Consider the following 22,587-nt stretch of genomic DNA (forward strand, 5'->3'; position numbering starts at 1 on the left):
TTATTATATCTCCTTATAATTGATCAAAATGTTTACGTTTCAAAATAAAATACTGCCATACAACGGAAAAAAGAGAATAATATTTCCCCGTTTTTGAAAGTTTTTTACGTTTTTTATTAAAAGTGTTAAAATTAGCATAGAAACTAATATGTGCCTTGAAAATAGCGAAAAAATGAGAGAATTTACCTTGTGTAATAAATCTGATTGCAGCAAGCCCATCAAGAATCATTCTTATAAAAATCAAAAACCAGACTTTACTTCCGGGCACATTTTTGATCAGGAGATATAAGCTGTTTCTAAAATTTAAAAATGTTTTCCTGGGGTTCATAGAACCCAAAGTTGCTCCTCCTAAATGATAAATCGTTGACGAACCTTCATACATTATCGTATGACCAATACTGTGGATACGCCAACAAAGATCAATCTCCTCCTGGTGAGCAAAAAAATCTTCATCCAGTTTCCCAACTTCTTCAAATACCTGTTTTCTTATAAATAAGCATGCTCCGCTAGCCCAGAATATAGTAGTAGCGTCATCATACTGCCCATTATCTTCTTCAAGAGAGTCAAATATTCTACCCCGACAATATGGATATCCCAGTTTATCGATGTAGCCCCCGGCAGCTCCGGCATATTCAAAATGAGTTTTCTTTTTGTAATCAAGGATTTTGGGTTGTATAGCAGCAACTTCAGTATGGGATTGAAATGTTTTAAGAATAGGAACCAACCAATCTTTAGTAACTTCAACATCACTGTTTAGAAGACAAAAAATATCGGCATCAATTTTTGATAATGCATCATTGTATCCTTTAGCATAACCCCCATTGATTTTGTTTTGAATAATTCTAACTTCAGGAAAAGTAGTTGTTACAAAAGCAACAGAATCGTCTGTAGAAGCATTATCAGCAAGATAAACAATAGCTCCCTTAGAATTTTTGATCACCGAAGGTAAAAATTGCTCTAATAATGATCTTCCATTCCAATTTAATATGACGACTGCGATATTCACATCTGCAAAGTAAAAGGAATAATTGAGATAAATTCAAATAAAAAAGAATAAAGTAACGCTATTGAATTGATATCATATCTGGTTTTGAATATGAAATATTAAAACTTTGAGTAAAAAACCGTAGTATCTTATGCTAGGAAGGAAATAGCTATTTGTAATCTGGTATATCTTTTAAAAATGTATATTGCTTATCGGTATAGTTCATTTGACAATAATAATGATCAAGACCATTAGAGATCATTAAGTATTCTGAATCTAAAGCAAGATTGTATCTCGCAATCTGGTCAAATACTTCCTGTGTTATTTTTACACGAGCAGATTTACATTCTACAATAAGAAAAATACTACCGTCTGGATTAAATATAATAATGTCATAGCGTTTGTTAAGTCCATTGAGTTGTATTAGTTTTTCTACATTAATTAAGCTTTCTGGGTATTTCTTTTCTTCAATCAGATAATGAACGGTATGTTGTCGTACCCATTCCTCTGGAGTAAGGATGATGAATTTTTTACGAATTCTGTCAAAAATAGAAACTTTATTTTCGCTATTTTTGAACCTGAACCGATACTCTGGAAAGTTAAGCTTTTGCATAACACAAATTTGATGATTTTTTCTGAATGGATGAAGTAAAACAAATCGTAAGTGATATAAAAAAAGGAAATATTAAACCTGTCTATTTTCTTATGGGGGAAGAACCATATTATATAGATAGGATTTCTCAATTTATTGATAAGAATATACTGGCAGAAGAAGAAAAAGGATTTAATCAAATGGTCTTGTATGGTCGTGATGTAAGTATAGAAGATATTGTGGCTAACGCAAAACGTTTTCCGATGATGGCAGAGAGACAGGTTGTTATTGTTAAAGAAGCCCAAGAATTATCCAGAACGATTGAAAAACTAGCAGATTATGTAGAAAACCCACAACCTTCTACTGTTTTGGTGATGTGTTATAAATATAAAAAGATAGACAAAAGAAAAAAGCTTTATAAAATAGTTGCGAAGAATGGAGTCATTTTTGAAAGTAAAAAACTGTATGAAAACCAGGTTGCCGATTGGATAAGAAGGGTTCTTGGAGGGGCTAAATATACTATTGAACCCAAAGCGTCTCAGATGCTGGTAGAGTTTTTAGGTACAGATCTTAGTAAAATAAATAATGAGTTAGAAAAGCTAAAACTAATTATTCCTTCAGGAACTCAGATTACCGCTGATCAAATTGAAGAGAATATTGGGATTAGCAAGGAGTTTAATAATTTTGAACTTCGCAAGGCCATCGGAACCAGAAATGGGGTTAAAGCACATCTTATTATTAATTATTTTGCGCAAAACCCCAAAGACAACCCGTTGGTGGTTACCATTTCTTTACTCTATAGCTTTTTTTCTCAGGTATTACAATATCATGGCTTGAGTGATAAATCACAACGCAACGTTGCCAGTGCATTAAAAATCAATCCATATTTTGTAAAAGATTACTCAGAAGCAGCTCATAATTATCCTATGAAAAAAGTAAGCGGGATTATTGCCTACCTAAGAGATGCCGATGTAAAAAGTAAAGGAGTAGGGGCAACAAATCTTCCGCAAGGCGATATCCTTAAAGAGCTTCTGGTAAAAATAATGAGATAGCTTTATACCTTGGGATTTGTAGCAAAAACTGTGGCCTCGGTAATAAATCCTCTATCGTCCATTTCTAAAAGACTACTAATAGTATGGGCAATTTCTTCTCCTCTAAGTTTGGTTTGCTGTTCTGCTTCGGTGTATTGTTTTGTTTTAGAATTATTATCTATTCTGTTGTCAGAAAAACTGGTCATTACTTCACTTGGATTCACTTGCATAACTCTAATGTTATGAGGGCGTAACTCGTTTCTCCAACTTTCTGTCATACCTCGCAATGCAAATTTGGTAGCAACATATGGCGAAGCTGTTGGCGAGCCTTTTAATGAAGATGTAGATCCAATATTGATAATATTGCCGTATTCTTGAGCAACAAAATGCTTTGCCGACTCCTTAGCACATAGTGTAGCACCAAGGATATTGGTTTTAAATTGATCGATAAATTTATCGGCTTCGATATCAATAAGTTTTGAGATATATCCATAACCGGCATTATTGATCAATACATTAAGTCCATTCATTTTGTTTTTGGCTTCCTGTACCATATTCTGAACTTGACTTTCTTCGGTTACATCGGTCTTAATATATTCTATATTTAGTGCTTTTGCAGTTTCCTGTAATGTAGTTTCATTTCTTCCAGAAATGATTACCTGAGCTCCTTTTTCTTTTAAAAGTCTAGCAGTAGCTTTTCCTATCCCAGAATTACCACCTGTGATCAATACTTTCGCATTTTTAATATTCATAATCTGTGCAATTTTCTTTAGTTGAATATCAAAAGTACAGTATGTATTCTAAATCTTTTGTTAAGCCGAAATATATTTTTTTAAGGAATTGGCAGATATGAGAAATCTTTTACTTCAGTCATCACAAAAGAACTTTGCACTTTAGAAATATTTTCTAAAGAAGCTAATTTGTTGGATAGAAAATCTTGATAACGTTCCATATCTTCTGCATAGATTTTAATTAAGTAATCAAACATGCCCGCTACATGATAACATTCTACAACTTCAGGGAATTGCTGGATATCTTTTTCAAATTTTTTTAAATAATCGGTTTGATGAAGATTTAAAGTAACATTGCAAAACACCATTAGTTGTAATCCTGTTTTTTTACGATCTAATATGGCTTTATATGATTTTATATATCCTTCACGTTCTAGTTTCTTTACACGTTCAAAAATCGGAGTGGTAGTTAGATTTAATCTTTCCGCAATTTCTTTAATTGTGATTTTACCATCTTTTTGTAATAACAATAATATTGACCGATCTGTTTTATCCATAATAATTTTCTTTATAAAGCCTGATAACGCATCAAATATAGAATAAAATTCTTTTTGATTTAAAAATGAATATTATTTTTTCTTAAAATAAGGCTAAATAAGGTTTTTAATTCTTTTAGATGTAATTTTATGGATTGGAATGAGTATTTAGAAATCAATTCAATTTAAGAAAGTAAAGGCAAACATGCGATCTACATTAGCATTAGCTCTACTATTAAGAAAAAGAATAAAATAAATAGATGAAGAAACACGATTTTAACCCAGAGAGCTTAATGATGACTCATGGTTATAAACCAGAATTATCAGAAGGAGCTATAAAATGCCCAATTTTTCAAACATCAACCTTTGTTTTTAAAACAGCAGAAGAAGGAAAAGCTTTTTTTGAATTAGCTTATGGTTTGAGGGAGAAATCTCCAAAAGAAGAGCTTGGTCTTATTTATAGTAGAATTAATAATCCCAACCTGGAAATCTTAGAAAATCGTCTTTGTTTATGGGATAAAGCGGATGATTGTGCAGTTTTTGAAAGTGGAATGTCTGCAATAAGTACAGTATTGTTAGAATTTCTTAAGCCTGGAGATTTACTAGTATATAGTAATCCTTTATATGGAGGGACGGATCATTTTATCCATCATTTTTTAGATAAAATTGGGGTACACACGATAGGAGTAATGCCGAACCAAAGTATAGATGAAGTACTTCAAATGATCAAAGATTCTGGAAAAGCAGATCGGTTAGCAATGATTTATCTCGAGACTCCTGCTAACCCAACCAATGACATCGTTGATATCGAAAAATATAGCCAGATTGCAAAACAATTTAGTACTAATGACAGAAAAGCTTTGGTGGCTGTAGATAATACATATATGGGGCCATTATGGCAACACCCTTTACAGTGTGGAGCAGATTTGGTGCTGTATTCTGCTACAAAATATATAGGAGGACATAGTGATCTCATTGCAGGAGCAGTTTTGGGAAATGCAGAACTAATGTTAAGAGTAAAAACACTGCGTACTTTCCTGGGAAACATGGTAAGTCCACATACAGCATGGTTACTACTTAGGAGTTTAGAAACTTTAAAAGTAAGAATGGATCAGCAAACAAAAAATGCTCAGATCATTGCTGATTATTTGAATAATCATCCTAAGATTGAAAACGTATACTATTTAGGATTATTAGAAGAAGAAACAGAAGGGTATAAAACATTTCAAAAACAATGCTCTGCTCCCGGAGCAATGGTATCTTTTGATATCATTGGAGGAGAAGAAGAAGCATTTATATTCCTTAATAATCTTAAACTAATGAAACTTGCAGTAAGCCTGGGTGGTACAGAAAGTTTGGCAGAACATCCTAAAACAATGACACATGCAGGTGTAGATGAAGAGCAAAGACAACAAATGAATATTACAGATCAATTAGTAAGGTTATCAATAGGAGTAGAGCACTCTAAGGATTTGATCTGGGATTTAGAACAGGCATTAGAACAGGTAAAAATTGATTCTGAATTAGAATTAGAAAAAGTATAAGAATCATAATTTTAGAGAGTATAAAAAGCACAGCTAATTTCTCACTGTGCTTTTTGTTGTTAAACTCTCTATGCTATTTATCGATAAGATATTTTACCCTTTGTTTTCACAAATATTTTTGAGTGTTGATAGGCCTTTATCCCAATCTTTACCCATCATTTCTTCCATATTAGTAAATAGATTCATAAGATTCATAGGATAAGGCATCTCGCTTTGAAAACCCCAGGTTACTTTTGTAGTATTGTTTTCCTTCAGTACTTTAATGTATCCTTTGGCTTCACTTTCATAGGGTTCATAAAATTTGAGATCGGTTTCAAAAAGATTAGGTGCTTCGATTTTGGCTATGGTTTGACTACCCTTTCCTACTTCTTTTACATCACTGTCCCAACTGGCTTTTGCACCAATGGCCCCATCTGTGCCTGTAAAATCTTTTTTCATATTTGGGTCATAGTCATTCCATGGACTCCATTTGTCTAAATCGGTTAGACTATTTACATTTTCCCATACGGTCTCAATAGGAGCATCTATACTAATTGATTTTTCATAAACTACTTCTTTAGAAACAAAGATTGCCGCTATGAGGATAATAGCAATAAGTGCAATCAGTACAATTCCAATTTTCTTTAAGATTTTCATGTTATTGTTGTTTATTTATAGTTAAAATTAGATTCAATATATAATACTCTTAACAACAAAGGTTAGATTCATAGTTTGCTATTTCAGAAATGGGGATGTATACAAATTTAAAAGTTTTTTATGAATATGTATGGGTTAGCTATATTAGAGGTTGATTAAGAGTTAATTTAACCAGAGCTTTGATAGCGAATAAAAGAGATGCAATGTTTGAGTATTAGTTATTTTACTCTTCTGGCTTCAAACGTTTTAAATAAAAAACTTTTATACGCCCTAATAAAGCAAAGATCAGTATTATCACTATTAATCCAGACTTTTACAATATAGCTTTTACCACTATCTGCATTATAAATAGTGCCCCCTGATAATTCTCCATCTTTATAACTTAAATTTTCTAAAATATTCATTCCAAGTAAAGGGCGACCCTGAAGTTCTTTAAGAGGGTTCTTGTTGTCCAAACCATTAAGATTGGATAGTGGGCGTTCTGCTCTTTTATCAATTTTTCCATAAAAATAATCTCCATCCCTATAGATTTCAATAATAGAACCTCCTTTAATTTTCCATTTTCCGATATAGGTATCAGAACTTACAGAAGAAGATAGAAAAAGTAGAGGTAGAGCTAAGAATATGATAAATTTCATTATTGTAAACTTAACAATTAAATTAGATTAATTCCTAAAAAAATTATAAACGGTTTATTTTCAGGATAATAAAAACTTAAAGTGGTGTTGAAAAGATTCTTATAGGCTTATCCCAGACCTTATAGATGTAAAAAAACCGTTATTAGAGTAAATAACGGTTTTCTTGATTATAATTTTAATTTTTTAGTTGGTATAACACCAGGAAAAAGAATCTATTTTAAAACTCCCACCATATCTTCGGGTTTTACCCATTCATCAAATTGTTCTTCGGTTACATATCCTAAAGCTACAGCTTCATGCTTAAGTGTCGTACCGTTTTTATGAGCAGTGTTGGCTATTTCGGCAGCTTTATAATACCCAATTTTGGTATTTAAAGCGGTTACCAGCATCAATGAATTATTTAATAATTCGGTAATTCTCTTTTGATTGGGTTCAATTCCCTGGGCACAATGCTCATCAAAAGAAACACAGGCATCCCCAATTAGTTGAGCACTTTGAAGCAAGTTTGAAGCCATTACAGGCTTAAATACATTCAATTCAAAATGTCCTTGCATTCCTCCAACATTAATAGCTACATCATTACCCATAACTTGTGCACATACCATAGTTAATGCTTCACACTGTGTGGGGTTTACTTTGCCAGGCATAATAGAACTTCCTGGTTCATTAGCAGGAATAATTAATTCACCAATCCCACTTCTTGGTCCAGAAGCCAGCATACGAATATCATTTCCTATTTTATTTAGTGAAACTGCCAATTGTTTTAAAGCACCATGACTCTCTACAAAAGCGTCATGTGCAGCCAACGCTTCAAATTTGTTCTCTGCTGTGATGAATGGTAAGCTGGTAAATTGTGCTATAAATTCTGAAACCCGTTTGGCATACCCTTTTGGAGTATTTAACCCAGTTCCTACAGCAGTTCCTCCTAAAGCTAATTCTGCCATATGAGGTAAGGTGTTTTCTAAAGCCTTAATTCCATGATCCAATTGAGAGACATAACCAGATAACTCTTGCCCGATAGTAAGTGGTGTAGCATCCATAAAGTGGGTACGACCAATTTTTACTACATTTTTAAATTCTTCGGATTTTTTCTTAAGAGTATCTCTTAATTGAGTTACCCCCGGAATAGTTACTTCAACTATTTTTTTATAAGCTGCAATATGCATTCCTGTCGGAAAGGTATCATTTGATGATTGAGATTTATTAACATCATCATTTGGTTGTAATGTTTTCTCTCCTTCACCAATTGTTTTACCGGCTAATTGGTGCGCTCTATTTGCAACCACCTCATTTACATTCATATTACTTTGAGTACCAGAACCGGTTTGCCAGATTACCAAAGGAAATTGGTTATCGTGTTTTCCTTCTAGTATTTCATCGCATACTTGCGAAATAAGATCTCTTTTCTCTATCGGTAATGCTCCTAATTCGCAATTTGTATATGCTGCAGCTTTTTTTAAGTATGCAAAACCATATACAATTTCTAATGGCATAGATGCTGATGCACCAATTTTAAAATTATTTCTGGAACGTTCTGTTTGTGCTCCCCAAAGCTTATCAGCAGGTACTTTTACCTCGCCCATCGTATCCTTCTCTATTCTATATTCCATTTGGTAAGATGATTTGTTTTTTTTAAGAGTGCAAATTTAAGCATTTGCCTCACTACTTCTGAATAAAGCAGCTACTTTTTAGCATATAAATTAAGATCAAAAGAGATTTAAAAATAAATCATATTTCTGCTATGACATATAAACAAGAGTTATTATCTTTGACAAAATTTGAAAATTAGAATATTATTATGTTTGAATTCGATCAGTACCTTGGTTTTTTAGCGTTTTTAACTATCCTTACCATTGGATTTTGGTTAATGATCTTTTTATTAACTTTTGTTGTTCCTTATTGGATTATAGGAGCTAACATCGAGAACTTTAAATTAAGAAGAGAAGCTAAACGAAAAGCGAAAGAAGAAGCATAACAGTTTATAACATATATAAAAAAAGGAAGTCATTTTGACTTCCTTTTTTTGTTTTGCTAACATCATTTTTATTATCCTTCAAATTCTTCATCACCATTAATTCCTCTTTGAGAACGTTGCCTTTTCTTTTTCTGATTAAATCTATAGGTGAAGGATAGATTAAAACTACGTTCCCTCCACTGAAATTCATTATCCGAAATAAACGTAGTAGTAGTAGAGGTGCTTGTTCGTTTTCGAGAGTTAAATACATCACTAACGTTAAAAGTAAGCGAAGCCTTTTCTTTAAAAAGATCTTTGCTGAATGCAAAATTCATACTAAAGATACCATCACTTTTTGTTTGTGCATTTTCACTAGGTCCTCTATAAAAAAGACTGGTTTGCCAGTCTATTTTTGCCGGTAGTGTAACCTTATTATTAAGCCTTGCAAACCAACTAAAATTATCTGCATCAAGATTTTCTCCATTATTCTCTCCTCTAACACTATTCTGAAATGCATTAAAATTACCATTTACTCTCCATTTTCTACTTGGATTGTAAGTAAGTGTAAACTCAAAACCATACCGATCAGAGCTGGTAAGATTTATTGGTGTTCTTCTAATAACAGGGACTTCTGTACCAGGATTATTTGCATCTGCTCCAATAATAGCTGTGTCACCTGTATCTTCAGAAATAAAAGTGAATATCTGTGTAGAATGATTATAATATATAGATGTATTTAAAGTAAGTTTCCCCATTCTATTAAGATACCCTAAATCAAATGCATTAGAATAACTTGGGTCAAGATCTGGGTTTCCCTGAAATAAGTTAGTAATACTGGATCTAGAAGGAAAAGGATTAATAAACCTGGATCTAGGCCTGCGTATTCTACGGTTATATCCAAGAGTTAAACTTTGTTTTTCAGAGATTTCATACCCCAGATTAATTGTCGGAAATATATCGGTATAATTCTTTTTACTTAAATCATTACTAGTTTGCTGGTCGATAGTAATTCGTGTACTTTCCATTCTAAGTCCTAATAAATAAGATAATTTTCCCCACTTGCTTCCTAATTGTGTGTACCCGGCATTTACTTGTTCTTTATATAATAAGGTGTTGGACAAATCAGAATTTGTAGCTATGATTCCGTTATCTTCTAACTGTACCAGATAATCAGTATCCAGGTCATTAAAATTACCTCTATATCCTAATTCGAATTGAGTGTTTTCGCCAATAGGTAACACATAATCGGCTTGCAACAGAATACGATTTTGTTCTTCTATTGTCTTTACAAGCTCTACAGCGGTTATATTTTCTTGAGTAATTTTTGATCGCTCATCTTCATTGCTGTCTTCTATCTGAAAATCGAAAGTTAGTTTATGACCACTGGTATTAAAATCTTTTGTATAATTAAGAGAGTATTGTTTCGTAATATCATCTTCAATTTCTGGATCAAAACGAATATTTTGACTTAAAATATCTCCATTAGAATTTAACTCTGTTATTTTATTTGTTGTATTACTTTCTTTATCACTAGATCTGTATAAAAAAGATGTAGTAACAGATGAAGTCTCATTGATATACCATTCGACTCCGATATTAGAATTCAATCCTTTACGTATCCTGTCAAAATCACGTTCTTCTCTTAAAAAAGAGTTTGGTAGGCCACTAAAAAGGTATTGAGTTTGGGAAAAAGAATTCCCAGGGACTTCTCTATAGTTATACCCAGAAGTTGTAAAAAAGTTAAAATCCCCGGATCGATAATTTAGGTTTCCCGAAATACCGGCGGATAGGGGGTAACCACCATTAATTGTAATGGCTCCGTTCATGCCTTGTAATTTGCTTCGTCTTAGAATAATATTTAAAATCCCTGCAGTTCCTTCTGCATCATAACGAGCAGAAGGCGATGTGATTACTTCGACTCTTTCTATAGATTCGGCAGGTAATTGTCTTAATGCATCGGTACTATTTAAACCAACTAAACCTGATGGTTTCCCGTTAATAAGGATTCTTACATTATCGTTACCACGAAGCGCAACATTGCCTTCGACATCTACAGAGACAGAAGGTACGTTATCCAATACATCGCTTACTGTACCGCCACTTACTGTGAGGTCTTTACCTACATTATAAATCTTTTTATCTAGCTTAATTTCGACAGTCGTTTTTTCTGCTATGACCACTACATCATCTAGTGTTTCGGTATCCAGCCCGAGAGTAATCGTACCTAAGTTTGTGTTTTTGAATAACTTTTGTTTGGGAAGGTTTTTTGTTTTAAATGAAATAAACTCTACACTTATGTTATATACTCCGGCATCTACTTCGATATTAAATTTTCCGTTTTTGTCGGTAATACCACCAGTAACAATTTTCTGTAACCTGGGACTAAAAAAAGCTATCGTAGCATATTCGAGGGGTTTGTTGGTATCTTGATCTAGGATTAAACCAGTAATATTTACAGGTCCTTTTGAAAAGTTTCTATTTTGGGCTGATAGCATAAGTGTTGATGCCGAAAATAATAAGAATAAAAATTTCTTCATTTTAAAAATTGAATAATTCTGGCCAAAAGTATCGAAGCAGATACAAGAAGGCGGTTAATGATGTGTTAAATGTGATGTATTCAAAATGTGTGATACGTAGTATCACCTATTATGCATTACATGCATTTAGACATGAAGAAATGTAAAAGGTTTAATCTTATGCGAAAAAATATTTTGTAAGAGAGAGATTACTTATATAATATCAATAACTTTTTCTGGTGGTCTTCCGATTATTGCTTTATTTCCATTAACCACAATCGGGCGTTCTATTAATTTTGGGTTATTAGAGAGTATAGTAATCAATTCGGAATCGGTAAAATCTTTACCTTTAAATTGTTCTTTCCAGATGGCTTCATTTTTTCTAACCAAATCTATAGGAGGGATACCTAAAAGTTTAAGTATTTCTTTCAATTCTTCTTCTGAAGGTGGGTTTTCCTGGTAATTAACCACATTAATGTCTTTTTTTTGTTCTTCAAGTATTGCAAGACATCCTCTTGATTTACTACATCTCGAATTATGATAAATTGTGATCATTTTAATTTTATGTTTTTTTAATCTTCATTTTTTTGCCCCATTGTCATAAGGTATGCCTTTAAGAATTGATTGATATTTCCATCCATTACAGCATCTACATTACCTGTCTCTTCTGCAGTTCTTACATCTTTAACGAGTTTATAAGGATGCATTACATAATTACGAATTTGAGAACCCCATTCTATTTTCATTTTAGAAGCTTCAATTTCGTCCCGCTGTGCTTGTTGCTTTTTGAGTTCAATTTCAAACAATTGTGATTTAAGCATTTGTAGTGCTTTTAATCTATTTTCTTGCTGAGACCTTGTATCTGAGCATGAAATCTGGATTCCGGTAGGGAAATGGGTAAGCTGTACTTTAGTTTCTACTTTATTTACATTTTGTCCACCTGCTCCACTAGAACGAGATGTGATAATCTCATAATCAGCAGGATTGATGTCTATTTCTATACTATCATCAGCAAGAGGATATACATAAATAGAAGCAAACGAAGTATGGCGTTTTGCATTACTGTCGAACGGGGAGATACGTACTAATCGATGTACACCATTTTCTCCTTTCAACCATCCAAAAGCATAGTCTCCTTCTATTTCTAGAGTAACCGTTTTTATACCTGCTACATCACCGCCTTGATAATTAAGCTCTCTAATTTTAAAACCTTGCTTCTCTGCCCACATCAGATACATACGCATGAGCATACTTGCCCAATCACAACTTTCGGTACCTCCAGCACCTGCTGTGATTTGTAAAACAGCACTCATGCTATCCCCTTCATCACTAAGCATATTTTTAAATTCCAAATCTTCAATTGATGATTTGGTCTCATCATAACGCTCAGAAACTTCTGATTCGGTAGCGTCACCTTCTTTATAAAATTCATAAAGAACTTCGAGGTCATCAACTAGTGTAACTCCTTTTTCGTAATCAGAAACCCATTTTTTTTCAGCATTTAGAGTACGCATTAATTTTTCGGCCTCCTGGGCATTATTCCAAAAATCCGGAGCAAATGTTTTTTCTTCTTGATTCGCTATTTCTATAAGTTTGGCATCAATGTCAAAGATACCTCCTTAACGCAACCAGGCGCTCCCTAAGATCTTGTAAAGTCTCAGTATTGATCATAATCTATTTATTTTTGACAAAAATAAGATTTAACAGTTCAGTAAGAAGTAATTTTTGTGTTATTTTATAGATTTAGAAATTTTATCACATAAATCATAGTCTATGAAACTACGCTTCATTTGTTTATTCTTTCTAGCGGGGAATATCATTTCTGCTCAATTCTTGGAAAAACAGAAAAATCTTACATCTTTTGATGGCTATTTTAAGTTCCATTATAATGAATCAAAAGACGAAATCTATCTAGAAGTAGACAAACTTGACTCAGAATTTTTGTATGTACATTCGTTGGCTACAGGATTAGGATCAAATGATATAGGGTTAGATAGAGGACAGATTGGTGACGGAGTAGTAGTTAAGTTTCAAAAGGCAGGTAATAAATTATTACTTGTACAGTCTAATCAGCGATATCGGGCTATTACAGACAATGTACTAGAGAAGAGAAGTGTTGAACAGGCTTTTGCAAAATCTGTACTGTTTGGGTTTCCTATTAAAGAGGAGAAATCTAATACATATATTATTGACTTAACTCCTTTTCTTTTACAAGATACTCATAACATAATCAATCGATTAAAATTTCAAAAAGAAGGAACATACAGTGTTGATAAAACCAGAAGTAGTTTGAGTCTCGAAAGAACTAAAGCTTTTCCTAAAAATGTAGAATTTGAGGCTTTGATTACTTATAAGGGTTCATCTACGGGGCGAAATATTAGATCCGTATCGCCAGACTCAAAATTTTTAACGGTTATTCAGCATCATTCGTTTGTAGAATTACCAGATAATGGATATAAGAAGAGAGAATTTGATCCGAGGAGCGGAGCTATATCGATCTCATATTTGGATTATGCTACACCAGTACAAGATCCTATAAAGAAGCGCTATATTATTAGACATCGATTAGAGAAAAAAAATCCGAATCAGGCTATAAGTGAAGCAAAAGAACCTATCGTTTATTATTTAGACCCGGGCACACCAGAACCAGTACGATCTGCATTATTAGATGGAGCAAGATGGTGGAATCAGGCATATGAAGCTATTGGTTTTAAAAATGCATATCAGGTTAAGATGCTACCTGCAGATGCAGACCCTATGGATTTAAGATATAATGTGATACAGTGGGTACATCGTTCTACCAGAGGCTGGAGTTATGGTGCAAGTGTGGTCGATCCCAGAACGGGAGAAATTCTTAAAGGACATGTAAGTTTAGGGAGTTTAAGAATACGTCAGGACTTTTTGATAGCTCAGGCATTACTAAATCAACCTTTTGCAACACGAGATGATAATTATCAACCCATGTTAGAAATGGCACTAGCTCGTATTCGTCAATTATCTGCACATGAAGTAGGACATACTATTGGTTTTGCACATAATTTTACTGCAAGTACAAACGGAAGAGCTTCAGTGATGGATTATCCTCATCCAACAGTAAGGCTTAAGGATGGAAAAATAGATTTGTCGGATGCTTATGATACTAATATAGGAGAATGGGATAAGGTAACTGTGGCATACAGTTATTCAGAATTTGACAAAAATACAAACGAAAAAGAAGCACTTAATAAAATTTTGAACACAGCTTATCAATCTGGTCTTCGTTTTATTTCGGATAGTGATGCCAGACCACAAGGAGGAGCACATGAATTGGCTCATTTATGGGATAATGGTAAAAGTGTTACAGAGGAGTTGGGAAATATGTTGAAAATTAGAGAAGTTGCGATACGTAATTTTTCTTCAGATAATATAAGAAGTAATGAACCGTATTCGGTTTTAGAAGATGTTTTTGTACCTCTCTATTTCTTCCACAGATATCAAACTGAAGCTACAGTAAAGCTTATTGGGGGGCTAAATTATAATTATGCAGTTAAAGGTGATCAACAAACGATTGTAGAAACCGTTGGTTCGAAAAAACAAAAAGAAGCACTTGGACAGGTTTTACAAACATTAGCTCCCGAAATTTTAGCTATTCCAGAAGATAAATTAAAATTATTTCCACCAAGAGCCTTCGGATATGGTAGAACCAGAGAATCTTTTAAAGGAAAAACAGGAGTTGGTTTTGATGCTATAAGCGTAGCTTCTACAGCAAGTGATATGAGTCTTTCCTTGTTACTGCATCCAGAAAGAGCCTCTCGTTTGATACAGCAAAAAAGTTTAGATCAAAATCAATTGGGATTAGTAGAAACCCTTAATCAATTGTTGAAATTTTCTTTTGAAACCAAAGCAAAAAATAAGTATCATAAAGAAATACAGCATACTGTAAAAACTAATGTTTTAAAACACTTAATGAACTTAAGTAAAAATACACAAGCATATTCGCAGGTTAATGCTATTGCTTATGCCAAAATTAAAGGGTTAATCCCCCTTCTTAAAAATAAGGCAGGTGATGTTACTGATAAGATGTATAATGAATATTACCTGAATCAAATTAATAAGTTTATAGAAAAACCAGGAGATTTTAAAGCACTACCATCCCCCAAAATACCAGATGGATCTCCTATAGGTAGTTTTAGTTGTGGTTTTTAAATATGTATACCCTATCATTTAATATAATTTAAATAGATGTCAGTCTAAATTCTAGAATTTAGACTGACATTGTTTGAAGCACTACTATTTTACTCTTTATCTTTACCATTTTACAAATTCGAAATATCAAATACCGGACACTACATGACTATTGAAATTCAACTAAGGAATAAATTAAAGGAAATAAGTGAGGTTATAGATGCTAAGGCAGAAAACAATCAAGAAGTAGGAGTTTTATCCGGAGTTTCTGGAGTTGCATTATTTCAATTTTATTATTCAAAGTTTATGGATGAGGATATTCATGCAGATAAAGGAGCAGAAACCATCACCAGAGCCGTAGAGCTCATTAATAATGGATTTACTTTTCCTACTTTTTGTACCGGAATTGCAGGAGCATGTTGGGTGTTGGAAATTCTTAAGGAAGAAGAGTTCGTAGAGTTAGATGATGATTTTCTTTCATCAGATTTAGATTCTTATTTATTGGAGGCGATGAGAACTGATATAGAAACAGAGAATTATGATTTTCTGCATGGTGCAATGGGATATGGATATTATTTTTTAAAACGATATCAAAACACGACTTCAGAAGAATCAAAAAAGAAATATAAGAATTACCTGGATGAATTAATTACTGCACTAAAAAAATCATCAAAAAAGAATGACTACGGAATATGGTGGGAATCTGTTTTAAGGCGAGAAGAAGGGATTTCGGGATGTAATTTAAGTTTATCTCATGGAATATCGAGTATGGTTAATTTCCTATCCCGAATAGCCGAACATAAAGAATTTTATGATGATGTTAGAGAGATGTTGGAACAAGCTGTGAACTATATATTGCATTGTAAAAATAAAGACAAAACGATGACTGCTACATTTCCAAACTGGATTGTTAAAGAGAATATAGTTGATAACAATTCGAGATTAGCATGGTGTTATGGGGATTTAGGGATAGGAATATCAATATTTCGAGCTGGTAAAATATTAGGAGATACTCAAATTAGCGATGAAGCAATAGCAATTTTAAAATATTCTACCCAACGAAGAGATATTGAAGAAGCAGGAGTTCAGGATGCCGGATTGTGTCATGGAGCATATGGAATACTTCTTATTTATAATTACTTATATAGAAAAACAGACGATATCGTATTTAAAGAAGCTTCTGATTTTTGGGTTCAGAAGGCGCTGGATATGGCAATACATGAACAAGGGTATGCTGGATATATGGTATGGCGAGGAGTAGAAGAAGAGAAATGGAAGTCTGAAGTGAGTTTACTTGAAGGTATCGCAGGTATAGGATTATCTATTATATCCTATTTGGCTCCTTTTGAAACAAAATGGGATGAATGCCTTTTAATTAGCTAATTCATTTTTCTTTATAATTTCAAAAACCATAGCTTTAAATGGTTGTTTTAACTACTTCGGGGTAAGGTTTTCTGTGATTTAATCTGAAAATAAAGTCGAAATTCTGGAAAATCGATCGAAATTCCAGAATATTGAATACTACTATTTGCATTAAACTCACAGAGTGAGCTATGTTTGTTTACATCAAAGCGCTTTGATATTTGTATAACTTAAAATTAAATATCATGAAAAGTAAAAAGAAATTGAACCTTAAGAAAATGAATGTCGCACAATTAGATAGTATTAAAGGAGGGGTGAGATTTCCTTCTCCTGTTTTTACAAGTCCAACTCTCCCAACAGCAAACCCTGATGGTTGTGGAAATGGCACACAAGGATTAGCATGTCAATACTCTCAGACACCAATGAGTTGTATGGTGTGTGTGTAATATCTGAAAATAAATAACACTATTTTTTCGATTTTCTTTGATAACACATTTTTAGCTGATTTGTGAGCACATGGTTTTTCGAAAGTTGAGATGAATCGTCTGAAAATATATTTTCAGACGATTTTTTGTCTGCATAATTTATATGTGGAAAGTAGTCGCCAACTATAAAATATTAAAAAAAATGGAAGAAGTTCAGTTAACAAAAAGAGAGATTGATGTTATTGTTTTAATAGCTCAAGAGTATACAACAAAAGAAATTGCCGATGAACTATTATTGAGTACTCATACTGTAGAAAGTTATAGAAAAATTCTAATTTCAAAGCTGAATGTTAGAAACTTAGCAGGATTAACAAAGTATGCTGTAATAAATGAGTTGTATAAACTTTAATATAGTTACCTAAATTTTTAGGAGATAAAAATGTATTGAATATTCATTTCTTAGACTTTCTATGTAAATGAGTTGTTAAAAAATATATACCGTTTGAAATGAACTTCAGGCGGTTTTTTGTTTTATAACAGATAGGAATTATATTAATTTTCAATAAAAAGAATTCACGTTTTTACCTTATTGCAATGATTGATTCTGTTACTGTGTATATTTTGACTTTACACTGTTTTGATGTATATAAAAAAGCTTAGTGAAAACTACTTTTTTTATGACTAGGCATTCGCTTTCTTAATGGATAATAGTATCCAAAAATAATCATCGAATTTTTTTCTAAAAACAAAATCGAAATTCTGGAAAAACGATCGAAATTCTGGAATCCCCGATACAAGATATTGCAATGAACCTCTTTGTTCTTCTATGTTTGTTGATGTCAAAGCGCTTTGATAAAAAAGAAGTTTAATAATTAAAATTTTACAAAATGAGAAATTTAAAAATAGAAGAAGTACAAGAAGTAAATGGAGGTGATGGAGCACAAGCTACAAAAGAAGTTATAGATGGGGCTTGTGCCACAGTTGCTGTCACGGGTGTTCTTGGATGGGCAGTACCAGGACTTAATGTAGCTAAAGCCTTTTGTGCTGGTTGGACCGTTGGAAAATTAATTAATGATTAATACTAATTTATACAAAAAATAAAAAAATGAGAGATTTAACAAATATAGAAATATCGAATACAAACGGAGGAGTAAAAGCAACTGAAGCGGCAGGAGCAAGTTGCGCAGTAGCAGTTTTAGCTGGAGCAGCATTAATTGCCGGTACTGGAGGTTTAGGAGCAGTAGCTGCTTGGAGTATAGGTGTAGCAGCATGTACAGGGTTTTCTGCTGCTGCTGCAACGTCTAAATAATTAGATTAATAATTGTTATCTGTATTTATAGTGAAAAAAGAAATTAATAAGGAGGACTAGTAAAAGAGGTCTAATCATTAATTTCTTGTTATAAACTCTCTTGAGATAAAATTCAGGAGAGTTTAGATAATAATTTAGAATATAGAAATTACTTAAAAACAAATATAAAATCAATAAAATGAAAAAGTTAAACCTTAAAAAAAGTACGATTTCAAACCTTCAATTACAGCAAATTAATGGAGGTGCTAATCAAGGGAACGTAGGGGTAGTTGATTCTTGTACTCCAGATTGTCAACAAACGTTTGGAATTTGCTTAACAGAATCAGGAAAGAAAAAGACTTTTACAGGAGTATAAATAATATTAGATATGAGTTCCCCGCTATTTAGAAAAGAAGCGATACAAAATAACACCCAACGGTTATTAGGAGATGTTTTATTGATACGCCCCATATCCTTTTGGATATTTACAATAGCCATAACAATGATCGTGATTATAGTGGGAGCTTTTTTAGTCTTTGGTACATTTGCCCGTAAAGAAATGGTTACAGGATATTTAATCCCTGATAAAGGAGTAGTACGCGTATACGCTCCTTTTAATGGGATTATTAATCAAAATTATAGTACCGATGGGCAAAAAATTAGCAAAGGTCAAAACTTACTCGAAGTTACTACAGAGCGAGGTACAAAAGATAGTGTTAGTATCAATCAACAATTGATTACCAGGTTAGAAGAGCAAAAAATAAATCTAGAACAACGAATTGTAGATGAAACACTGGTTCTGGATAGTGAAGGTAGCCGCTTGTCGGTAATTCTAGCCAATCACAAGAACGAATACTATCAGATCAATCAACAATTACAAAGTCAGAAGGAACAAGTACAACTGGCAAAAAACCAATGGAATACCTATAAAAAATTAAGAGTAAAAGGACTAGTTTCTGAAGATGACCTTAGTAGTAAAAGAAGTATATATTTTAGAGCTAAGGCATCTTTTAATGCTACCAAAAGGTTACAAATCAATAAGAAAACAGAAATCGCCAATATACGAAAGCAACAAGAGCAATCCCCCTTACGCAAAAGCACGCGGTTAAAAGAATTACAAAACCAGCTGGCACAAATAGAAGAACGTCTTATAGAATTAAAAAATAGTCATTCTTATATGATTAAAGCCCCGGTAAATGGTCGTATTACTTCAACCCAGGTTAATATTGGACAAAATGTATCTTCTGCTGTACCTATATTAACCATCATACCAGAAAATACAACCTTGTATGCCGAGTTGTTTTTGCCTTCAAGAGCTATTGGTTTTATAAAAAAGAACCAACAGGTATTGTTACGGTATGATGCTTTTCCGTATCAACGATATGGATTGTATCAAGGCAGAATTGAGCAAATAGCAGAAGCAGTTATTAATCCAAACGAGGTGTCAATACCAATTCCTATGCAAGAACCTGTATATCGCATAAAAGTGGCTTTAGATGTACAAACTATTAATGCGTATGGCAAAAAGATGCCATTACAATCAGGAATGTCTGTGGCGGCAGATATTATCTTAGAAGAGCGCAGCCTGGGGCAATGGCTGTTAGAACCTATTTATAGTCTAAAAGGAAAATTATAGTATATGCAAAATCCTATTCATTTACTTCATTACGGTTGGAGAAAAAGAGTCCCTGTAATCATACAAACAGAGGTAGCAGAATGTGGGCTAGCTTCTATAGCTATGGTTGCTAATTACTATGGCCATAAATTGGATCTAAACTCGTTGCGCCGTAAATATTCTATATCTTCTAAAGGAGCAACATTACAAGGTCTTATAAAATTAGCAGATAACCTTCAATTTAGTTCCAGACCATTGCGTCTTGAATTAGAAGAGCTTTCGCAATTAAAAACTCCATGTGTTTTACATTGGGATTTAAATCATTTCGTAGTACTTACATCAGTAAAAGGAAATAAAATCACGATCCACGATCCAGCGGTAGGAAAAAGAATAATGAAGCTATCAGAAGTTTCGAAACATTTTACAGGAGTAGCTTTAGAGCTAACGCCTACACCTGATTTTAAACCAGAAAAAATTTCGAAACGAGCAAAGTTATCTGATTTCTGGAGCAGAATTACGGGTTTAAAAAGAGTATTAATACAAATTCTGATACTGTCATTATTATTACAGCTATTTGCTATAGCAACTCCATTTTATATGCAGTTGGTGGTAGATGATGTTATTATTAGCAGAGATCTGGATTTATTATTGATACTAGCATTAGGTTTTGGCCTTATGAAACTGGTTAATTTGGCAGTTACTGCGTTACGCGGAGTCGTTATTTTGTATATGGGAACACAACTCAATATCCAGATGGCAGCAAATCTATTACGGCATTTGTTAAAACTACCAATGGATTACTTTGAAAAAAGACATATTGGTGATATCATCTCCCGATTTGGATCTCTAGAAGATGTAAAGCAATTACTAACTACCGGTCTTATTGAAACTATTGTAGATGGGATAATGGCTATTGGGCTTTTGGTAATGATGTTTGTATATAGTACTACACTAGCTTTTATCGTTATGGCAGCTGTAGCGTTGTATATTATTGTACGATTAGCATTATATCGCCCGTACAGGCAATTAAAAGAAGAAGCTATTGTAGCAGATGCCAAACAGAATTCTAATTTTATGGAAACCGTTAGAGGTATCCAGAGTGTGAAGCTATTTGGTAACGAAAGTCAACGACAAACCGTATGGCATAATTATTATGCCGATGCTATGAATACAGGGATACGAATTGGAAAACTGGATATCGGATATAACTTTATTAATGGATTTTTATTTGGCGTCGAAAATGTTATTGTGATTTATTTGGCAGCCTCATTAGTGATGGATAGCTTAATGACTATTGGGATGTTATATGCTTTTATGTCTTATAAAAGTCAGTTTACAGAAAAGGCTTCTGCTCTGGTTAATAAATTTATACAGTTTAAAATGCTTTCCCTTCATATGGAACGCCTAGGGGATATTATCCTTACCGAGCAAGAAGAAGATATTGATAGCAAAAGACAATTGCCACAGGTAAAAGGAGAGCTTGACTTGGAGAATATTAGTTTTAGATACTCTGATAATGAACCGTATTTGTTTAATAATCTTAATTTTAAAATAGAAGAGGGGAGTTCTATAGCAGTAGTGGGAGCATCCGGTTGTGGAAAAACTACCCTTATGAAGGTGATGTTGGGATTACTAAAACCAGAAACAGGTACCATCCTTATTGATGGGTATGATATAAGAAAGGTTGGGTTAAGAACATATAGAAATTTGATAGGTACAGTAATGCAAAATGATCAGCTATTATCGGGAAGTATAGCAGATAATATTTGTTTTTTTGACCCGGACTCTGATCAGGAATGGATAGAACAAAGTGCAAAAATGGCGGCTATACATCAAGATATCATGGCAATGCCAATGGGATATCATACCTTGATAGGGGATATGGGGAGTAGCCTGTCTGGAGGACAAAAACAAAGGTTATTGTTAGCAAGAGCTTTATACAAAAAACCTAAAATATTGTTTCTCGATGAAGCTACCTCACATCTTGATGTAGGGTTAGAGTCTGTAGTGAATACTACCGTAAAAAAGTTGAATATTACAAGAATAATTATCGCGCATAGACCAGATACTATTGCTATGGCAGACCAAGTAGTTATCTTACAAAACCGTCAACTGTTAGAAGTGAAAATACCGGATGTTGCTGTAGCGGTTTAAAGAATAAAAAAGGCCTACTCCTTGAATATTAAAAATAGGAAATAGGCTTTTCTATAAGTGATGCAACTTTTAAGAATCTATATGAAAAATTGTTTAAATCCCTCCTCCAGTATGGCTATTACATGGATTGCAAGAATTACTATGACATATTCCTCCTCCGCCACTTGCATCTTGGGCAGGGCCGTTAAAATGAACACCGCCATAAATTTCATTTAGATTGTTAATTTTAGAGATTTCAAACTTTTTTAGTGTAAGTTTTTTAGACTTGAATGATTGCTTTTTCATTAATTATTATTTAGAATTTTAGAATATCGAAAGTATATAAAACTTTATTTTTTACCCAGAAGTATAAACTCTATTACACGAAATTCCAGAATCTAGAGTAACTTCTTATCAAATTTTACTGCGGTGAATTC

The 22,587-nt window shown here is 33.2% G+C and carries 23 protein-coding genes; 12 read left to right on the top strand and 11 right to left on the bottom strand.

Translation table 11 applies throughout. From position 1 onward, the window contains the following. Positions 1 to 13 precede the first annotated feature (13 nt). Positions 14 to 1,006, bottom strand: a complete 993-nt coding sequence (locus tag DG435_RS00170; protein ID WP_106794135.1) for a glycosyltransferase family 2 protein — start codon at positions 1,004 to 1,006, stop codon at positions 14 to 16. A gap of 148 nt (positions 1,007 to 1,154) precedes the next feature. Beyond that, positions 1,155 to 1,598 (bottom strand): type I restriction enzyme HsdR N-terminal domain-containing protein, encoded by a 444-nt coding sequence (locus DG435_RS00175; protein WP_106794134.1) that lies wholly within the window; start codon positions 1,596 to 1,598, stop codon positions 1,155 to 1,157. Between the two features lie 26 nt (positions 1,599 to 1,624). On the opposite strand from DG435_RS00175, the gene holA reads away from it, so the two are divergent. After that, complete coding sequence (holA, locus tag DG435_RS00180) at positions 1,625 to 2,629, top strand: DNA polymerase III subunit delta (RefSeq protein ID WP_106794133.1); 1,005 nt, start codon at positions 1,625 to 1,627, stop codon at positions 2,627 to 2,629. Positions 2,630 to 2,631: 2 nt separating this feature from the next. On the opposite strand, the gene DG435_RS00185 is transcribed toward holA, so the two are convergent. Both DG435_RS00185 and DG435_RS00190 read right to left on the bottom strand, forming a co-directional pair. Then, positions 2,632 to 3,360, bottom strand: a complete 729-nt coding sequence (locus DG435_RS00185) for an SDR family oxidoreductase (RefSeq protein ID WP_106794132.1) — start codon at positions 3,358 to 3,360, stop codon at positions 2,632 to 2,634. A gap of 80 nt (positions 3,361 to 3,440) precedes the next feature. After that, positions 3,441 to 3,896 carry an Lrp/AsnC family transcriptional regulator gene (locus DG435_RS00190; protein ID WP_106794131.1) on the bottom strand — a complete coding sequence of 152 codons (456 nt, stop codon included), beginning with the start codon at positions 3,894 to 3,896 and terminating at the stop codon, positions 3,441 to 3,443. 239 nt (positions 3,897 to 4,135) lie between these two features. Between DG435_RS00190 and DG435_RS00195 the strand changes: the two genes are divergently transcribed. Continuing rightward, positions 4,136 to 5,419, top strand: a complete 1,284-nt coding sequence (locus DG435_RS00195) for a cystathionine gamma-synthase family protein (RefSeq protein WP_106794130.1) — start codon at positions 4,136 to 4,138, stop codon at positions 5,417 to 5,419. 93 nt (positions 5,420 to 5,512) lie between these two features. On the opposite strand, the gene DG435_RS00200 is transcribed toward DG435_RS00195, so the two are convergent. From DG435_RS00200 to fumC, 3 genes are all read right to left on the bottom strand, one after another. Then, positions 5,513 to 6,055 (bottom strand): SRPBCC family protein, encoded by a 543-nt coding sequence (locus DG435_RS00200; RefSeq protein WP_024769579.1) that lies wholly within the window; start codon positions 6,053 to 6,055, stop codon positions 5,513 to 5,515. Between the two features lie 218 nt (positions 6,056 to 6,273). Further along, positions 6,274 to 6,693, bottom strand: a complete 420-nt coding sequence (locus tag DG435_RS00205; RefSeq protein ID WP_106794129.1) for a DUF2147 domain-containing protein — start codon at positions 6,691 to 6,693, stop codon at positions 6,274 to 6,276. Between the two features lie 212 nt (positions 6,694 to 6,905). Next, the gene (gene fumC, locus DG435_RS00210) at positions 6,906 to 8,303 is read right to left on the bottom strand and encodes a class II fumarate hydratase (protein ID WP_106794128.1); all 1,398 of its coding nucleotides are present in this window, start codon (positions 8,301 to 8,303) and stop codon (positions 6,906 to 6,908) included. Positions 8,304 to 8,491: 188 nt separating this feature from the next. On the opposite strand from fumC, the gene DG435_RS25800 reads away from it, so the two are divergent. Continuing rightward, entirely contained in the window at positions 8,492 to 8,668 is a 177-nt protein-coding gene (locus DG435_RS25800) for a hypothetical protein (protein ID WP_167549785.1), read from the top strand. Positions 8,669 to 8,739: 71 nt separating this feature from the next. Here the strand turns inward: DG435_RS25800 and DG435_RS00215 are convergent, their stop codons facing one another. The 3 genes from DG435_RS00215 to prfB form a co-directional block, all read right to left on the bottom strand. Continuing rightward, positions 8,740 to 11,184 (bottom strand): TonB-dependent receptor domain-containing protein, encoded by a 2,445-nt coding sequence (locus tag DG435_RS00215; protein ID WP_106794127.1) that lies wholly within the window; start codon positions 11,182 to 11,184, stop codon positions 8,740 to 8,742. A gap of 192 nt (positions 11,185 to 11,376) precedes the next feature. Beyond that, the gene (arsC, locus tag DG435_RS00220; RefSeq protein ID WP_106794126.1) at positions 11,377 to 11,718 is read right to left on the bottom strand and encodes an arsenate reductase (glutaredoxin); all 342 of its coding nucleotides are present in this window, start codon (positions 11,716 to 11,718) and stop codon (positions 11,377 to 11,379) included. A gap of 17 nt (positions 11,719 to 11,735) precedes the next feature. Next, positions 11,736 to 12,834 (bottom strand): peptide chain release factor 2 gene (gene prfB / locus DG435_RS00225; protein ID WP_108840536.1). Its coding sequence is split into 2 segments (ribosomal slippage): positions 11,736 to 12,770 and positions 12,772 to 12,834, totalling 1,098 coding nucleotides; the frame shifts between segments, so codons are not numbered across the junction. Positions 12,835 to 12,936: 102 nt separating this feature from the next. On the opposite strand from prfB, the gene DG435_RS00230 reads away from it, so the two are divergent. The 9 genes from DG435_RS00230 to DG435_RS00265 all read left to right on the top strand — a co-directional run bounded on the left by DG435_RS00230 (position 12,937) and on the right by DG435_RS00265 (position 22,171). Continuing rightward, positions 12,937 to 15,348, top strand: coding sequence for a zinc-dependent metalloprotease (locus DG435_RS00230; RefSeq protein WP_106794125.1), 2,412 nt, complete (start codon positions 12,937 to 12,939; stop codon positions 15,346 to 15,348). A 144-nt stretch (positions 15,349 to 15,492) separates the two neighbouring features. Beyond that, positions 15,493 to 16,710, top strand: a complete 1,218-nt coding sequence (locus tag DG435_RS00235; RefSeq protein ID WP_106794124.1) for a lanthionine synthetase C family protein — start codon at positions 15,493 to 15,495, stop codon at positions 16,708 to 16,710. Between the two features lie 224 nt (positions 16,711 to 16,934). Then, positions 16,935 to 17,135: a hypothetical protein gene (locus DG435_RS00240; RefSeq protein ID WP_106794123.1), complete on the top strand. Its 201-nt coding sequence runs from the start codon at positions 16,935 to 16,937 to the stop codon at positions 17,133 to 17,135. Between the two features lie 181 nt (positions 17,136 to 17,316). Continuing rightward, the gene (locus DG435_RS00245) at positions 17,317 to 17,523 is read left to right on the top strand and encodes a response regulator transcription factor (protein WP_369871524.1); all 207 of its coding nucleotides are present in this window, start codon (positions 17,317 to 17,319) and stop codon (positions 17,521 to 17,523) included. 478 nt (positions 17,524 to 18,001) lie between these two features. Next, positions 18,002 to 18,193, top strand: a complete 192-nt coding sequence (locus DG435_RS00250; RefSeq protein ID WP_106794121.1) for a hypothetical protein — start codon at positions 18,002 to 18,004, stop codon at positions 18,191 to 18,193. 26 nt (positions 18,194 to 18,219) lie between these two features. Then, positions 18,220 to 18,423, top strand: coding sequence for a hypothetical protein (locus tag DG435_RS00255; RefSeq protein ID WP_106794120.1), 204 nt, complete (start codon positions 18,220 to 18,222; stop codon positions 18,421 to 18,423). Positions 18,424 to 18,601: 178 nt separating this feature from the next. Continuing rightward, positions 18,602 to 18,778 carry a hypothetical protein gene (locus DG435_RS25355; protein ID WP_159025701.1) on the top strand — a complete coding sequence of 59 codons (177 nt, stop codon included), beginning with the start codon at positions 18,602 to 18,604 and terminating at the stop codon, positions 18,776 to 18,778. Between the two features lie 12 nt (positions 18,779 to 18,790). Then, a complete protein-coding gene (locus tag DG435_RS00260; protein WP_106794119.1) occupies positions 18,791 to 20,038 on the top strand; it encodes an HlyD family secretion protein in 1,248 nt (415 codons plus the stop codon). 3 nt (positions 20,039 to 20,041) lie between these two features. Then, entirely contained in the window at positions 20,042 to 22,171 is a 2,130-nt protein-coding gene (locus DG435_RS00265) for a peptidase domain-containing ABC transporter (protein WP_106794118.1), read from the top strand. A gap of 93 nt (positions 22,172 to 22,264) precedes the next feature. On the opposite strand, the gene DG435_RS00270 is transcribed toward DG435_RS00265, so the two are convergent. Further along, a complete protein-coding gene (locus tag DG435_RS00270) occupies positions 22,265 to 22,456 on the bottom strand; it encodes a hypothetical protein (RefSeq protein ID WP_106794117.1) in 192 nt (63 codons plus the stop codon). Between the last annotated feature and the right edge of the window lie 131 nt (positions 22,457 to 22,587).

Origin of the sequence: Aquimarina sp. Aq78, assembly GCF_900299525.1 — a bacterium.
In the GTDB taxonomy this organism is placed as follows: Bacteria; Bacteroidota; Bacteroidia; order Flavobacteriales; family Flavobacteriaceae; genus Aquimarina.

Excerpts from the sequence above, each read along its gene's own strand:
- DG435_RS00230 (WP_106794125.1), top strand. The coding sequence starts at position 12,937 with ATGAAACTACGCTTCATTTGTTTATTCTTTCTAGCGGGGAATATCATT.
- DG435_RS00185 (WP_106794132.1), bottom strand. The coding sequence starts at position 3,360 with ATGAATATTAAAAATGCGAAAGTATTGATCACAGGTGGTAATTCTGGG.
- DG435_RS00195 (WP_106794130.1), top strand. The coding sequence starts at position 4,136 with ATGAAGAAACACGATTTTAACCCAGAGAGCTTAATGATGACTCATGGT.
- DG435_RS00250 (WP_106794121.1), top strand. The coding sequence starts at position 18,002 with ATGAGAAATTTAAAAATAGAAGAAGTACAAGAAGTAAATGGAGGTGAT.
- DG435_RS00235 (WP_106794124.1), top strand. The coding sequence starts at position 15,493 with ATGACTATTGAAATTCAACTAAGGAATAAATTAAAGGAAATAAGTGAG.
- arsC (WP_106794126.1), bottom strand. The coding sequence starts at position 11,718 with ATGATCACAATTTATCATAATTCGAGATGTAGTAAATCAAGAGGATGT.
- DG435_RS00245 (WP_369871524.1), top strand. The coding sequence starts at position 17,317 with ATGGAAGAAGTTCAGTTAACAAAAAGAGAGATTGATGTTATTGTTTTA.
- DG435_RS00205 (WP_106794129.1), bottom strand. The coding sequence starts at position 6,693 with ATGAAATTTATCATATTCTTAGCTCTACCTCTACTTTTTCTATCTTCT.
- DG435_RS25800 (WP_167549785.1), top strand. The coding sequence starts at position 8,492 with ATGTTTGAATTCGATCAGTACCTTGGTTTTTTAGCGTTTTTAACTATC.
- DG435_RS00260 (WP_106794119.1), top strand. The coding sequence starts at position 18,791 with ATGAGTTCCCCGCTATTTAGAAAAGAAGCGATACAAAATAACACCCAA.
- fumC (WP_106794128.1), bottom strand. The coding sequence starts at position 8,303 with ATGGAATATAGAATAGAGAAGGATACGATGGGCGAGGTAAAAGTACCT.
- DG435_RS00200 (WP_024769579.1), bottom strand. The coding sequence starts at position 6,055 with ATGAAAATCTTAAAGAAAATTGGAATTGTACTGATTGCACTTATTGCT.
- holA (WP_106794133.1), top strand. The coding sequence starts at position 1,625 with ATGGATGAAGTAAAACAAATCGTAAGTGATATAAAAAAAGGAAATATT.
- DG435_RS00270 (WP_106794117.1), bottom strand. The coding sequence starts at position 22,456 with ATGAAAAAGCAATCATTCAAGTCTAAAAAACTTACACTAAAAAAGTTT.
- DG435_RS00265 (WP_106794118.1), top strand. The coding sequence starts at position 20,042 with ATGCAAAATCCTATTCATTTACTTCATTACGGTTGGAGAAAAAGAGTC.
- DG435_RS00190 (WP_106794131.1), bottom strand. The coding sequence starts at position 3,896 with ATGGATAAAACAGATCGGTCAATATTATTGTTATTACAAAAAGATGGT.
- DG435_RS00255 (WP_106794120.1), top strand. The coding sequence starts at position 18,220 with ATGAGAGATTTAACAAATATAGAAATATCGAATACAAACGGAGGAGTA.
- DG435_RS00215 (WP_106794127.1), bottom strand. The coding sequence starts at position 11,184 with ATGAAGAAATTTTTATTCTTATTATTTTCGGCATCAACACTTATGCTA.
- DG435_RS00240 (WP_106794123.1), top strand. The coding sequence starts at position 16,935 with ATGAAAAGTAAAAAGAAATTGAACCTTAAGAAAATGAATGTCGCACAA.
- DG435_RS00175 (WP_106794134.1), bottom strand. The coding sequence starts at position 1,598 with ATGCAAAAGCTTAACTTTCCAGAGTATCGGTTCAGGTTCAAAAATAGC.
- DG435_RS25355 (WP_159025701.1), top strand. The coding sequence starts at position 18,602 with ATGAAAAAGTTAAACCTTAAAAAAAGTACGATTTCAAACCTTCAATTA.